Annotated in this window: 12 protein-coding genes; 10 read left to right on the top strand and 2 right to left on the bottom strand. The window is 44.0% G+C overall.

What is annotated here, in order from left to right; all coding sequences use genetic code 11:
- Nucleotides 1-387 precede the first annotated feature (387 nt).
- The 4 genes from CXF83_RS20135 to CXF83_RS20120 all read left to right on the top strand — a co-directional run bounded on the left by CXF83_RS20135 (nucleotide 388) and on the right by CXF83_RS20120 (nucleotide 6,581).
- Nucleotides 388-1,011, top strand: a complete 624-nt coding sequence (locus CXF83_RS20135) for a tetratricopeptide repeat protein (protein WP_101092590.1) — start codon at nucleotides 388-390, stop codon at nucleotides 1,009-1,011.
- Nucleotides 1,012-1,051: 40 nt separating this feature from the next.
- Nucleotides 1,052-3,514 (top strand): ribonuclease R, encoded by a 2,463-nt coding sequence (gene rnr, locus CXF83_RS20130; protein WP_101092589.1) that lies wholly within the window; start codon nucleotides 1,052-1,054, stop codon nucleotides 3,512-3,514.
- On the top strand, nucleotides 3,515-4,264 hold the full coding sequence (gene rlmB, locus CXF83_RS20125) for a 23S rRNA (guanosine(2251)-2'-O)-methyltransferase RlmB (protein ID WP_101092588.1): 750 nt from the start codon (nucleotides 3,515-3,517) through the stop codon (nucleotides 4,262-4,264).
- Nucleotides 4,265-4,490: 226 nt separating this feature from the next.
- Nucleotides 4,491-6,581 (top strand): prolyl oligopeptidase family serine peptidase, encoded by a 2,091-nt coding sequence (locus tag CXF83_RS20120; protein ID WP_101092587.1) that lies wholly within the window; start codon nucleotides 4,491-4,493, stop codon nucleotides 6,579-6,581.
- A gap of 188 nt (nucleotides 6,582-6,769) precedes the next feature.
- Here the strand turns inward: CXF83_RS20120 and CXF83_RS20115 are convergent, their stop codons facing one another.
- Nucleotides 6,770-7,513, bottom strand: coding sequence for a DUF481 domain-containing protein (locus CXF83_RS20115; RefSeq protein ID WP_101092586.1), 744 nt, complete (start codon nucleotides 7,511-7,513; stop codon nucleotides 6,770-6,772).
- Between the two features lie 359 nt (nucleotides 7,514-7,872).
- Between CXF83_RS20115 and rpsF the strand changes: the two genes are divergently transcribed.
- The 4 genes from rpsF to rplI are packed head-to-tail and all read left to right on the top strand — an operon-like array spanning nucleotide 7,873 to nucleotide 9,324.
- Nucleotides 7,873-8,292, top strand: a complete 420-nt coding sequence (gene rpsF / locus CXF83_RS20110; RefSeq protein WP_101092585.1) for a 30S ribosomal protein S6 — start codon at nucleotides 7,873-7,875, stop codon at nucleotides 8,290-8,292.
- An 8-nt stretch (nucleotides 8,293-8,300) separates the two neighbouring features.
- Nucleotides 8,301-8,606: a primosomal replication protein N gene (gene priB, locus CXF83_RS20105; RefSeq protein ID WP_101092584.1), complete on the top strand. Its 306-nt coding sequence runs from the start codon at nucleotides 8,301-8,303 to the stop codon at nucleotides 8,604-8,606.
- Nucleotides 8,607-8,617: 11 nt separating this feature from the next.
- Complete coding sequence (gene rpsR, locus CXF83_RS20100) at nucleotides 8,618-8,845, top strand: 30S ribosomal protein S18 (RefSeq protein WP_005497284.1); 228 nt, start codon at nucleotides 8,618-8,620, stop codon at nucleotides 8,843-8,845.
- A gap of 26 nt (nucleotides 8,846-8,871) precedes the next feature.
- Nucleotides 8,872-9,324 (top strand): 50S ribosomal protein L9, encoded by a 453-nt coding sequence (rplI, locus tag CXF83_RS20095; protein ID WP_101092583.1) that lies wholly within the window; start codon nucleotides 8,872-8,874, stop codon nucleotides 9,322-9,324.
- A gap of 308 nt (nucleotides 9,325-9,632) precedes the next feature.
- Here the strand turns inward: rplI and CXF83_RS20090 are convergent, their stop codons facing one another.
- On the bottom strand, nucleotides 9,633-11,852 hold the full coding sequence (locus CXF83_RS20090) for a S46 family peptidase (RefSeq protein ID WP_101092582.1): 2,220 nt from the start codon (nucleotides 11,850-11,852) through the stop codon (nucleotides 9,633-9,635).
- 122 nt (nucleotides 11,853-11,974) lie between these two features.
- Here CXF83_RS20090 and dnaB point away from each other — a divergent pair, with 122 nt between their 5' ends.
- Nucleotides 11,975-13,381, top strand: coding sequence for a replicative DNA helicase (dnaB, locus tag CXF83_RS20085; RefSeq protein WP_101092581.1), 1,407 nt, complete (start codon nucleotides 11,975-11,977; stop codon nucleotides 13,379-13,381).
- Between the two features lie 93 nt (nucleotides 13,382-13,474).
- Complete coding sequence (alr, locus tag CXF83_RS20080) at nucleotides 13,475-14,551, top strand: alanine racemase (RefSeq protein ID WP_101092580.1); 1,077 nt, start codon at nucleotides 13,475-13,477, stop codon at nucleotides 14,549-14,551.
- Nucleotides 14,552-14,580 lie beyond the last annotated feature (29 nt).

Here is a 14,580-nt window from a genome sequence, read left to right as displayed (position 1 = left end):
GCCATGTATTAGTTGTTCTCCACAAATATCCTCCTGCACAGCGAAAATAACCTAATAGCACGGCCATTCTAGTTCGGTTAAATATCTCTATTATTTTACGACAATAATGCGTTATTAGCTTTTCCCTTAGCTCGCTCATCATCGCTCAAGCCTGGTACTGCATTGATTATTCGCTATCATAGAGAGGCGAACAAAAGCTAAGTTCGAAAGATAAATAGCCCCCAGAGACTAATATTTAAAACCGCGTAATCAGAAATGGTTAATGTGCAGTTAGTACTCAAGAAATGCGGTATACTGCCGATGAGAAAAGACAGATGTGCTTAGAATTTGCTTTTAGCAGACTCGATATTTAGTGCTTGAATTAACCCACTGTCATTGAGAGACCTTATGCTGCGTTATGTATTAATTATTGTATTATCGATAATTTCTTTGCCTAGTCTGGCGACTCCGAAAGCGGTAGACGTCTATACTCAAGAGCAACTTGTTGATTTAATTCGTACCAAAAGCTATTTAACCCAAGTTAAAGGCGATGACTGTCAAATTGTAGAAGATATTGAAGCAAGAGCTGAAGTGCTAAAGCAGCCTTTGTATCAGTATCTTTGGGCTGAAATGCTCAATCATGGGATCTGCGTAAAGGCCAATCCGCCGCGTGGGATCTCGATGTTAAAAACCTCAGCAGAGCAAGGCAGTGCTGAAGCCATGGTTAGAATGGCAGAGTATTACCATGACGGTAAATTCGTCATGGAAGATAAAGAACGTGCTGTGCACTATGTGCTACCAGCAGCCGCGACAGGTGATTTACCTGCGCGAATGATGTTGGTTCGGTTATTTGGTGAAGGCTATGGTAGCCCCCGCGATTATGAAACTGGTTTTCATTGGCTATACAACGAAGTTTTTAGCGATGAAACGGTACAAACCGAAGCAACCAATTTGTTAAAGGTGTTAGAGGCAAAAATGCCGCCCAGCGCAATAGCTAGGGCAAAGAAAGAACACCTGAGAACGCAACAATAAGCATAGCTGAGAGCAGCCATGCCAATAATTTGGAAAATGAATGATACAAGATCCGCATATTAAGCGAGAGCAAGAAAACTACGAGAACCCGATCCCAAGTCGCGAGTATATTTTAGAATACTTACGCTCTCAAACGTCACCACTTACCCGTGAACACATTGCAAACGCACTTAAAATCGAAGGCGAAGAACAGCTAGAAGCTATCCGTCGTCGTTTGCGTGCAATGGAGCGTGACGGTGAACTCGTATTTACTCGCGGTAAATCATATGGCTTACCAGAAAGAATGGATTTGCTAACAGGCACCGTCATAGGCCATCGCGATGGCTTTGGATTCTTAAAGTTAGCAGAGGGTGGAGACGACCTTTATATTAATAACCGTGACATGATGATGTATTTTCACGGTGACAAAGTACTGGCACAAAAAGCAGGCGTTGACCGTAAAGGGCGTCGTGAAGCTAGAATTGTACGTTTAGTTGAACAACGGAGCGCCGCACTTGTTGGCCGCTTCCATCTTGATGCTGGTATGGGCTTCGTTATCGCTGACGATCGTCGTGTCACTCAAGAGATACTGATCGCTGAAGAAGACCGTTTAGGCGCGAGACAAGGCGATATCGTTGTTTTAGAGCTCACTCGTCGACCTGGACGCTATGTTAAAGCGGCCGCAAAAGTGACCGAAGTACTTGGCCAGCAGATGGCGCCGGGCATGGAAATTGAGATAGCACTACGCAATTATGACTTACCACACGAGTGGTCTGCACTGATTGAAAAGAAGCTTAAAAAGATCCCTGATGAAGTGACCGACGCGGACAAAGAAGGTCGTGTCGATCTACGTCAATTGCCTTTAGTCACGATTGATGGTGAAGACGCGCGAGACTTCGATGATGCAGTGTACGCCGAGAAGAAAAAGTCAGGTGGCTGGCGCTTATGGGTAGCCATTGCTGATGTGAGCCATTATGTGCGCACAGAGTCTGCATTAGACAGAGAAGCCCGTTCACGTGGCAACTCGGTTTACTTCCCATCGCAAGTGATCCCGATGTTGCCAGAGAAGATCTCTAATGGATTATGTTCTTTGATGCCAGAGGTCGACCGTCTTTGCATGGTTGCTGAGATGACCATCTCTGCCGCTGGCAAGTTATCAGGATATAAGTTTTACCCTGGCGTTATGCACTCTCATGCCCGTCTAACCTATACCCAGGTAGCGGATATGCTTGAAGGCGGTGAGGTGAGTGATAAGCTTAAACCTATCTTCCCTCATCTGCAGACACTGCAATCTCTGTATCTGACATTAGATGGGATTCGTGCAGACCGTGGTGCCATTGCTTTTGAAACCACAGAAACGCAGTTTGTATTTAATGAACAGCGTAAAATCGATAAAATCATACCGCGAAATCGTAATCAAGCGCATAAGATCATTGAAGAATGCATGATCTTAGCCAATGTTGCCTCTGCTAAGTTTGTTAAAAAGCACAAAGGTGAGGTGTTATATCGCGTACATGAATCACCATCGGAACAAAAGCTAACCAACTTTAAGGATTTCCTTAAAGAGCGTGGCTTGACGATGGAGGGTGGACTCGAGCCGACACCAAAAGATTACCAAGCGGTAATGGAGCAAATTGCCGACAGACCGGACGCTGAGCTTATTCAAATAATGTTACTGCGTTCAATGAAGCAAGCAACATATACCCCCGATAACGAAGGGCATTTCGGTCTAGCATTGGAAGAGTATTCGCACTTTACTTCACCAATACGCCGTTATCCTGACTTGATTTTGCACCGAGTGATCCGTTACTTGTTAGCAAAAGAAGAGGGCAATCTTGCCGACCAGTGGACTGCTGACGGTGGTTTCCAATACAAGATTGAAGAACTTGATCAGCTGGGTGTTGAGTGTTCTACCACAGAGCGACGCGCAGATGAAGCCACTCGAGATGTGAGTGATTGGCTCAAATGTGAGTTTATGCAAGACCATGTTGGTGACACGTTTGAAGCCGTTATCGCATCCGTGACTCACTTTGGTATGTTTGTACGCCTCAATGATCTATTCATCGACGGGTTAGTGCATATCTCTAGCCTTGGCAGTGATTATTATCAGTACGATAATATGCGCCAACGCTTAGTGGGCGAAGCATCTGGACAAGTGTATCAAATTGGCGATACGGTCACGGTAAAAGTGGCGGCCGTCAACCTCGATGATCGCCAAATCGACCTGATGATGGAAGGTGACTCTGCTGGTGGGAAACGCCGTAAGCCGAGTAAGCCAATGACCGCCAGAGAGCGCGTCAATCGTGAAGGCGCTAAGATTGCCGATAAAGAAAAGAGCGCTTCTAAAGGCAAGCGTTCAAGTGGTGGTAGAAGTGGATCCAAAGCGACATCGGGTTCAAAATTTGCAACCAAAAACAAATCAAGCAGTGGTAGCCAAGCTCCCACGACTAAGACCAAAGCTTCAGCAACAAAGTCTTCGGCTAAAAAAGCCAAGCCAGCGAAGCGTAAAACGAGTAAGAAATAGATGAAAAAGCAAGATATGACCTTTGGTTTGCATGCCGTTGAATCTGTATTACAGAATAGCCCTGAGCGTGTTATCGAAATGTGGGTGTTACAAGGACGCGATGATAAGCGACTGACTCCGATATTAGAAATTGCAGCGGAATGGGGCGTGACAATACAGTATGCGTCACGTAAAGCGTTAGATGATAAGTCTGCTGGCGGTCAACACCAAGGTGTTGTGGCTAAAGTCAAAGTAGCCAAAATTCTCAATGACAGCGATCTCAATGCGATGTTGGAAGAGACCGAAACACCTTTCTTATTGATTTTGGACGGAGTAACCGATCCACACAATTTGGGTGCTTGTTTACGTAACGCCGATGCTGCAGGTGTACAAGGTATTATTGTACCGAAAGATAACTCTGTTGGTTTGACACCTGTTGTCAGCAAAGTGGCTTGTGGCGCCGCTGAGATTGTTCCGTTATATCAAGTGACTAACTTGGCGCGAACCATGCGTAGTTTACAGGATAAAGGTATATGGATTATTGGCGCGGCAGGTGAAGCTGATTGTGAGCTTTTTCAAGCAAGTCTAACGGGCCCTATTGCTATTGCGATGGGGTCAGAAGACAAAGGCCTTCGCCGTCTAACACGTGAGAGTTGCGACACTTTAGTGTCTATTCCTATGGCGGGTAGTGTTTCAAGTTTAAACGTGTCAGTGGCGACAGGTGTCTGCTTATTCGAAGCGGTACGTCAACGTCTTACTAAGACTAAGTAAGCAACCTATTACGGTCTAGTTTTCCGTATAAACGCTTAATATTAAATGCCGATGGGGTTTGTGCCTCATCGGCATTTTTGTATTTGGATGTTTTCAAATTAGACTGATTTGCTCGTGATGGTAGAAGGGTGACAGAGTTGAGCATTGGTTTTTATTTAATTGCTATTTAACTTTAATACAACATGCAGTAACTTAGTCGGACTCACTAGAAGAACAGGATGTCTTAATGCGAAATCCAATTTTATCCTTATGCGTGCTAAGTTCAATTGCCGCTGCAGCCCCGACTTTTGCTGAAGAAGATAAATACCTATGGTTAGAAGATGTAGAGGGCGCGAAGCCTTTGGCGTGGGTTAAGCAACAAAATGCTATCTCTGCGAAGGAAATCAAAGCCTATAACGGCTTTGATGGATTAGTCAGCAACAGTTTAGCGATTCTGAACAATAAGGAACGCATCCCGTATGCAAGCCGCATGGATGGCTTTCTTTATAACTTTTGGAAAGATGAAAACCACGTGCGTGGTATTTATCGTCGAACGACGATGGAAGAGTACACCAAGGCTGAACCCCAATGGGAGACGGTGTTAGATATTGATGCCTTAGGCAAGGCTGAAGGCGTTAAGTGGGTTTATAAAGGCATGAGTTGTCGTTATCCCGATTATGACCGTTGTCTGGTGTCGCTATCACGCGGTGGAGCGGATGCAGTTGAGGTACGTGAGTTTGATTTAACGAGTAAGTCATTTGTCGATAAAAAGCAGCAGCCCTTTGCCTTAGATGAAGCTAAATCTAGTGTTAGTTGGATAGATAAAAACACCGTTTTTGTTGGAACTGATTTTGCTGATGGCAACAGCCTTACCGATTCAGGCTATCCTAGAGTGGTTAAGCAGTGGCAGCGAGGAACACCTTTATCTGCTGCAAAAACTATTTTTAGCGGCGATAAAACATCAGTAGCAGTCTCCGGCTATGTCATTTATGACGACAAAAAATCGCTACAGTTAGTATCTGAAAGCCTTACTTTTTATACCGCGCAGCACTATGCATATCGCAATGACGAACTCATTGCTTTGCCATTGCCAATAGATACGGATATTAAAGGCTATTTCAATGATCAGCTTTATATCGAACTTAAAAGTGACTTAACGATAGCAGGTAAGACTTTTAAGCAAGGCGCTATTGTTTACACGGATCTCGATAAGCTTATCGCTCAGAAACCAGAATTTAGTGTCTTGGTTGAGCCAACTGCAACAGCTTCAATTTCACAAGTACGATTCACTAAAAGCACCATTCTTATCACTTGGCTCGATAACGTTAAAAGTAAGTTGATGCGTTACGTGCAAAAGAAGGGTCAATGGCAAGCCGAACAAGCCCCATTTGCAGTAAACGGCACATTGAGTGTGTTTGGTGGTGAAGATAACAGTGATGAGGTTTTTGTTGATTACACCAGTTTCTTGGAGCCAGCAAGTCTGTATTTGTTCGATAGCAACAGCATGAAGGCTAAAAAAATAAAGGCAATGAAACAGCAGTTTGCTGCTGATAAGTTTGAGACTAAGCAATATTTCGCTATATCAAAGGACGGCACTAAAGTGCCTTATTTTGTGGTCATGGCTAAAAATCTGACGCTAGATGGCACTAATCCAACATTACTTTATGGCTATGGCGGTTTTGAAATCTCATTACGCCCATCATATTCAGCAACCATCGGTAAAAATTGGCTTGAGCAAGGCGGCGTATATGTCTTGGCTAATATTCGCGGTGGTGGTGAATATGGCCCCGCATGGCATCAAGCAGCACTCAAAGAAAATCGCCATAAAGCTTATGAAGATTTTGAAGCAATAGCGCAGGATTTAATTGCCAGAAAAATCACCTCAAGTAAACATTTAGGGATCCAGGGGGGCAGCAATGGCGGCCTACTCATGGGCGCGGCGTTTACACGTAAGCCAGAGCTATATAATGCGGTAGTTTGCCAAGTGCCGTTGCTCGATATGAAGCGCTACAATAAATTGCTCGCGGGTGCGAGTTGGATGGGCGAATATGGCGACCCTGATATCCCCGCTGAGTGGGATTATATTAAAGAATTCTCGCCATACCATAATTTAAAGGCGAACACGGCTTACCCTAAAGTGTTCTTTACCACTTCAACTCGAGATGATCGTGTTCATCCCGCGCATGCGCGTAAAATGGTGGCGAAAATGGAAGGTATGGGGATAGACGTGTTGTATTACGAAAATATAGAGGGTGGTCATGCCGGGGCGGCAGATAATAATCAAGCTGCTGAATTAAGCTCAATGGTCTATGCCTATTTAATGCAGCAACTTAGGTAGTCTGGACGTTAAGCCATTCTGCTAGACGATACGAGTAAAAAATAATCTTAATGAAGCTGATTATGTTTTTACTCGTATTGCTCACACTTTGGGATAGCATTATGGTTTGCTTTAATGAATCAGATCGACGTTGATTTTCTACATTGATAACGTCGAGCCGCAACTTAAGTACTCAAGCCGTCACATCATTATTGAAAGGTATAAAGTAAATTAAAGGTAGTGATGGTATCTGTTTGTTTTGAGCCTTCTGGCACCACCTGAGTGTATTTGATATTGACACCAATCTTGAACGCCCAATCTTGAAAAAGAGTATTTTTGTAGCTCATATCTAGGGTTAGCGTGTTGTTATCTTCACCCGCTTCTGACGTCAAATCTGCATTCAGAGTCGTATATTCTTGTAGTTTTTGCTCAAACTTTGCCGCAGTACGGAGAATGACATCTTTATTTGCATCTGGCTCTGGAATGCTATCGGTGGCGATAGGCAAGTTATATCGATAACCTGGACCCACTTCTAAGCTTAATGTTGTACTAGAGTTGGCGATGGCATCGAAACCATAACCACCTGATATTGTTGATATACGTGTATAACTACCAAATTTATCCCAGGTAAAATCACCTCGACCAAAAACATAGCCACTATAGAATTTATAACTTGATTGAAGTTGTAGCTCATACTTTTCAGAGGTGGTCTTTTCATCATCGGCGGCAAAGTAGGCTTTAAAAGTACCTTCTTGTCGTGTCGCGTCCGTGTCATAAACAATTTTTGTTCTGCCGTTAAAGCTGCTCGATTGAGTGTTGCCCGTATTGAGTTGAAAGCCCGCTTCAATTTCAGCGGTTAAGTCACTTGGTGGCTCTTGATAGTCAGGCGGAACAAGTGCAAAGGCTGCTGGGGAGCAACAAAGAGCAAAGGCGGTAGTGAGGATTCTAGGCATTATTATTATTCTTGGTGTGTTGCTTTAGGTTGAAAGTAAAATCATGCAATGCGACATCATACCTAGAATCAGCACTAGCGCAAACAAGATTCCAGCTTGAGATTAATGCCTATCGAATGAATGACTCCATTATTTGTCCTAAAGCTTATATATCCCCATAAACAACGTTACTTGACATACATAACAGGGCTTTTATGGCTAATTAGAGAGGAATAGGGGAATAAGGTGATTATTGCTTGAATTATGCCGCTAGTTTATGTAAGATTCCGCGGCTTAAATCAGTCACTTTAATTAGTTCCTTGCCTCTATTAGGTTTGACTGAGCCAACAACGAGGCTAGATAACCGTAAGGAGCAAAAAATGCGTCATTATGAAATCGTATTTTTAGTTCACCCTGATCAGAGTGAGCAAGTGCCAGGTATGATCGAGCGTTACACTGGTATAATTACCGAAGCTGGTGGCCAAATCCACCGTTTAGAAGATTGGGGCCGTCGTCAATTGGCTTACCCAATCATCGAGTTGCATAAAGCTCATTACGTTCTTATTAACGTAGAAGCTACTGCAGAAACGGTTGAAGAGCTAGAAACAGCTTTCCGTTTCAACGACGCTGTTTTGCGTAGCATGGTTATGCGTACTAAAGCTGCCATGACTGAAGCATCTCCAATGGCTAAAGCTAAAGACGAACGCGATACACGTCGTTCATCTGAAGAGCGTGCACCAGCACCTCGCGCAGAAGCTACTGAAGAAGTTAAAGAAAGCGCTGAAAACACTGCTGAGTAAGTTTTTTTGTGACCACAAACCATTTTGTATTAGCAGGAACCATTACGCGTTCTAGACGATTTGATAGTCCAGCAGGCATTGCCCATACGGTATTGATGTTGGAACACAAATCTCAACGTTACGAAGCAGAAATGTTACGCAACGTTTATTGTCAAATTCAAGTTGTGTTGAGTGGTGAACGCTTTAATAGCGTTACAGAAAATCTGAAAGCCGGCGTTGAAATCCAAGTCGAAGGTTTCCTTAATCTGCAACAGAGCAGAAATGGTCAAAATCGTTTGGTTTTACACGCCGAAAATGTCGAATTGAAAACTTAGGAGACTGTCACATGGCACGTTATTTCCGTCGTCGCAAGTTCTGCCGTTTTACTGCAGAAGGCGTTACCGAGATCGATTACAAAGATATCGTTACTTTGAAGAACTATATCACTGAAAGTGGTAAAATTGTTCCAAGTCGTATCACTGGTACAAATGCTAAATATCAACGTCAACTAGCTCGCGCTATCAAGCGTGCTCGTTATCTTTCTCTACTGCCGTATACTGATTTACATCAGTAAACTGCATTAATTTAGAGGAATATAAAATGAACGTTATTTTACTTGATAAAATCGCTAACCTAGGCAACTTGGGTGACCAAGTTTCTGTAAAATCAGGTTACGCACGTAACTTCCTTTTACCACTAGGTAAAGCTGTTGTTGCTAACGCTGCTAACACTGAAGTCTTTGAAGCACGTCGTGCTGAATTAGAAGCTAAGTTAGCTGGCCAATTAGCTGCTGCTACATCTCGTGCAGAGATCATCAATGCACTTGAGTCTGTTGTTATCGCTTCTAAAGCTGGTGACGAAGGCAAGCTATTTGGATCTATTGGTAACCGTGACGTAGCTGATGCAGTTACTGCTGCTGGCGTTAAGCTTGCTAAAAGCGAAGTACGTCTACCATTAGGTGCATTGCGCAACACTGGTGACTTTGAAGTTGAAGTTCAACTTCATACTGAAGTTAAAGCTATTGTTAAGATTTCTGTTGTTGCAGAAGCTTAATATATTGCATTAATACCTTTTGGTATTAGCAAAGTTTTAATTTAAAACACCGCACTAATTTGATTAGCGCGGTGTTTTTTTATGTCTGAAAAGCAGGAATAGCAGGAATAGCAGGAATAGCAGGAATAGCAGGAATAACAGGAATAGCAGGAATAGCAGGAATAGCAGGAATAGCAGGAATAGCAGGAATAACAGGAATAACAGGAATAACAGGGAAAGCGAGAAGAGTAGGGTGATGGAATGATTGTTGTGAATTAAAAAGGCATATCAGCTGCGCTGTATATGCCTTTTTTCAGTTTTATATTTGTTTAATTTCTAACTAAATCGAGCTCTTCGATTAAGTTGTCAGCATGATCTACTTCATCCATCATCCACAGTATGTATCGAATATCGACATGTACCGCTCGGGTAATTGTTGGGTTGAAGAACCAGTCTTTGGTAATGGCTTCGTAAGTCGAGTCAAAGTTAAGACCGACTAGCTCGCCTTTGCCGTTAAACACCGGTGAACCTGAATTACCACCAGTGGTGTCGACACTTGATAAGAAGTTGACGGGGACAGAGTTAAATTGTTCTGGCTTGTCTAAGCATGAGAATAGTCGGCATAACCAAGAAGCGGGATCTTGATAAACATTCTCTACTTTATGACTACCATAACGCTGTTCTTCAATCGCTTTTAATAGCTTAGCCGGTGCATTGAAAGGCTCGATGCCGGTACTTTTGGCTGGGATCCCTTCTAAGCGAGTAAACGGCTGCTTGTAGAGCGCATCTTTCGACTGGTATCCATCAACCATCCCGTAGGTGATCCGTAGCGTGCCGTTGGCATCAGGGTATACTGGCCAGTTATTTGATTTGTAGTAGGCGATAATGGCTTTCATGTAATCAGGACGTGCCATTGATAGCTGACCCGCCATTGTTTTTGCTTCCTTTTCGGCTGCCATATTTTTCTCATATAATGAGACGGCAAGGCGAATAAAAGGGTCAGCACTGGTTTCGAATACGCTTGCGTCAGCATCCATCCAAGCAAGTCGCTTCTGTTTATCCGTTAACGATGTTAGTGCATAAAGTGCATCCAATTTTTCAGACAATGTGATTTCAACATCCCCTTCATTTAGTGCTGCATCAAGTTCGCTAACACGAATATCTTGGTTTAGATAAGCTTCTAAGTCTTGTAACCATAGTGTTTTATCGACGCTAATGGCAAAGCTCGAATCAAGGCGTTTTAGGCGTGCTTTAAACATCTTCATGTCACGCTGTTGATAACCTTCTTCGCGCTTAGCATCGGGCTTGGTTTTCTCTTTTGCTAAACGGTACAGCTTGTTAGCGGTATCGAGTAGCGCGCTGCTTTGAGCACTGTCGAAATAGTAACGTGTTTGACGTTGTTTACGCTGCTCAACCAGTAAGGTTTCGAGCTCATCAAACTGAGTTTGAAAAGACATGTACGTTTTGTCTTGCGCTAACCAAGCTTTAAAATTATCTTCACGGGCTTGCTTAATGCCTGCAATATCGGTGGCTTTAAATCCATCGAGCAGTCCGTTGTACTTTTTCATACGGTTGGCCATGCCTGCAAGCTTACCCGCATATTTAATCTTAACGTCGTTATTCGCGGCGCTCATCGCTTCAATGGTATCGATGCGTAGCTGATAGCGTGCTGCGAGTGTGGGGTATAACCAATCGCTGGCAAACTTGAGTTCACTTGTTAAGCGATAGCGGCTGGTTGAACCTGGATAACCGGCGACAAAAACACCGTCGCCCGCTTTAACACCGTCGGCATTAATTTTTAGATAGCTCTTTGGCACATAAGGCACGTTGTCTTTGTTGAATATCGCAGGTTTACCATCTTTACCAACATAGGCACGTAAGAAGGTGAAATCAGCTGAGTGGCGTGGGTATTCGTAGTTATCGATGTCACCGCCAAAAGCCGCGGCACTTTCTGGTGGCGCATATACCAAACGAACATCTCGTATAATGAGCTGTTTAGTGAGGTAGTATTCTAAGCCATTGTGAAAGCTTCGCACTGAGCAGCGATAGTTGTCATCACTTTCACACTCTTTAACGAGTGCCTTGCGGTTGGCTTGAATGTTTTCAAAGCGAACCAGTGGATCCTTGCCGATATCTTTTTTTACCTGTGCAGATACGTCGGTTACGGCTTCAGTAATATAAAGACGTTCATTAGGACCTGCAGTCGGTTCTTTATCTTTACTGCTTGCTAAAAAACCATCCGCGAGATAATTATGTTCTTTTTTACTGTTATATTGAATCGCGCGGTAGGCACAATGATGGTTTGTGACAACTAAGCCTTGGGGCGAAACAAAACTGGCGGTACAATAGCCCAAACCGACAACAGCGTTCATAGGGTAGCTCGTGAGATCCGCTAGCTGTTTAGCGGGAATATCAATACCACGTTCGCTAAGTTTGTCAGCGATTGAGGGCATTTGATACGGCTGCCACTGTCCTTCATCGGCCTTAACCACAGAGGATGACAACATCCCTGTAGAGAGAGCAATAGCGGCAATCAATGCATTGCGCATGTTCTTTCCTTATTTTGTTATTGTGTGTTTTTTACCTGCAGGTCGAATGTTGTTAATTGCCTGCTCTGCTTGAGCCCGTTTTATACCACATTTTGCCTAATCGTTGGAATTTTGGAGATTTAATGTCACAGCAACGCCCCTTTAAACCTAAAGCAAAGCCCAGAGATCTGCAGATGGATGCGCTAAAGATGCCACCGCATTCAATTGAAGCAGAGCAATCTGTTTTAGGTGGCTTGATGTTAGATTCTGATGCATGGGACAGAGTTGCTGAAGCCGTCGTTAAAGAAGATTTTTATTCTCGCGCTCATGCAACGATTTTCACGGCGATGGAATCTTTAGTGAGTGCCGGTAACCCTATCGATTTGATCACGGTTTCAGAGCAGTTAGAGCTCACCGATCAATTAGAAGATGTCGGCGGCTTTGCTTATATAGGTGAAATTGCCAAGAACACGCCGAGTGCCGGTAATATTCACTCTTACGCTGACATTGTGCGTGAGCGTGCCGTCGTTCGCGACATGATTAAAGTGGCCAATGAAATTGCTGACGCCGGTTTTAATCCTGAAGGGCGTAACTCGGGTGAACTACTTGATTTAGCTGAGACAAAAGTATTTAAGATTGCTGAGCAGCGCGCTAACGCTAACGAAGGCCCTGAAGACATAAAAAGCATTCTGGAAAAAACCGTCGATAAAATTGAAGAGCTATACAATAACCCGACCAACGGTGTCACCGGGGTGTCGAGCGGTTTCGGCGAACTCGACAAAATGACAGCAGGCTTCCAGTCGGGGGATTTAATTATTGTCGCAGCGCGTCCTTCAATGGGTAAAACCACGTTTGCGATGAACTTGTGTGAGCAAGCGGCATTGAATGAAGATAAACCCGTGCTTATTTTCAGCTTGGAGATGCCGTCAGAACAGATCATGATGCGTATGTTGGCATCACTTGGACGAGTCGATCAGACCAAAATTCGTACCGGCCAGTTAGATGATGATGATTGGGCACGTGTATCGTCCACTATGGGCATCATGCTTGAGCAAGGTAAGATGTATATCGATGATGGTTCAGGTTTAACACCTACCGATGTGCGAAGCCGAGCAAGACGTGTTGCGCGTGAATATGGCGGGCTATCGATGATCATGATCGATTACCTCCAATTGATGCAGGTTCCCGCACTGAAAGATAACCGTACTTTGGAAATTTCTGAGATTTCTCGCTCACTAAAAGCTTTGGCGAAGGAGCTCGAAATCCCCGTTGTAGCGCTATCACAGCTAAACCGTTCATTGGAGCAACGTGCAGACAAACGTCCAATTAACTCAGATTTGCGTGAATCTGGTGCAATTGAGCAAGATGCGGATTTGATCATGTTTATTTACCGTGACGAAGTGTATAACGATGATTCTGAAGATAAAGGCACCGCAGAGATTATTATTGGTAAGCAGCGTAACGGCCCAATTGGGCGTGTGCGGTTAACATTCCAAGGCCAATACTCTCGTTTTGACAATTATGCTGGCCCACAGTTTGAAGAAGATTAAATCGAGTTTATAAAAGCTTTTATGCAACACAATTAACTACAATAGAGCCTCATTGAGGCTCTTATTTTTTGATTAGATACAACAAGGTTACTCTTGAAACCATTCCCACGAGCAGAAATCAGCCGTAAAGCGCTCAAGCATAATTTAGCGCGGCTACATGAGTTAGCACCGTCAAGCAAAGTCATGGCGGTGGTTAAAGCTAATGGCTATGGTCATGGCTTACTTAATGTTGCCCAATGCTTAGATGATGCCGATGGTTTTGGCTTAGCTCGCTTAGAAGAAGCATTAGCGCTACGCGCCGGTGGCGTAAAAGCCAAACTACTCTTGCTCGAAGGCTTTTTTAGGGTGGGCGATCTGACAACGCTAGTGGAACATAATATCGATACTGTGGTGCATCATGAATCTCAGCTTGAGATGTTAGAAAGCGCTGCTCTGGCAAAACCGGTGACCGTTTGGCTTAAAGTCGATAGCGGAATGCATCGTCTTGGTTTTTCTCCTGAACAGTTTGATTCAACTTATCAAAGGCTATTAGCCAATGATAATGTTGCCAAGCCTATTCATTTAATGACGCATTTTGCCTGCGCTGATGAGCCGAATAATCCGAGTACGGCAGCGCAACAGAAAGTGTTTGACGCGTTAACGCAAAATTTGCCTGGAGATCGCACTTTAGCCAATTCTGCTGGCACACTTTTCTGGCAACCAAGCCAAGCAGACTGGATTAGACCGGGGATTGCACTTTATGGTGTGTCACCTGTTTTAGGGGATTTAGGCACAAAGCACGGATTGATCCCCGCGATGGATTTAGTATCGCAATTGATTGCAATTAGAGACCATAAAGCGGGCGATCCAGTAGGATATGGTAGCTTTTGGACTGCGGAAACAGACACCAAATTGGGTGTCGTCGCGATAGGTTATGGTGATGGTTATCCGCGTAATGCTCCGCTTGGCACACCAGTGTTGGTGAATGGGCGTGTGGTGCCGATTGTGGGCAGAGTGTCGATGGACATGCTAACGGTTGATCTTGGTGTCGATGCAAAAGATAAAGTGGGCGATCTTGCTGTCTTATGGGGGAAAGATCTGCCCGTTGAAGAGGTCGCTGAACATATTGGTACCATAGCCTACGAGCTCGTCACCAAACTTACACCTCGAGTCGCTGTTTGCCTAGATTGAGCAAGTAACAAATTTATGTGCTGCTGTGA

The sequence above is a fragment of the Shewanella sp. Choline-02u-19 genome, from assembly GCF_002836205.1.
Lineage (GTDB): Bacteria > Pseudomonadota > Gammaproteobacteria > Enterobacterales > Shewanellaceae > Shewanella.
The sequence above is the reverse complement of the archived record's forward strand: the minus strand, read 5'-3'. Positions and strand labels throughout refer to the sequence as shown.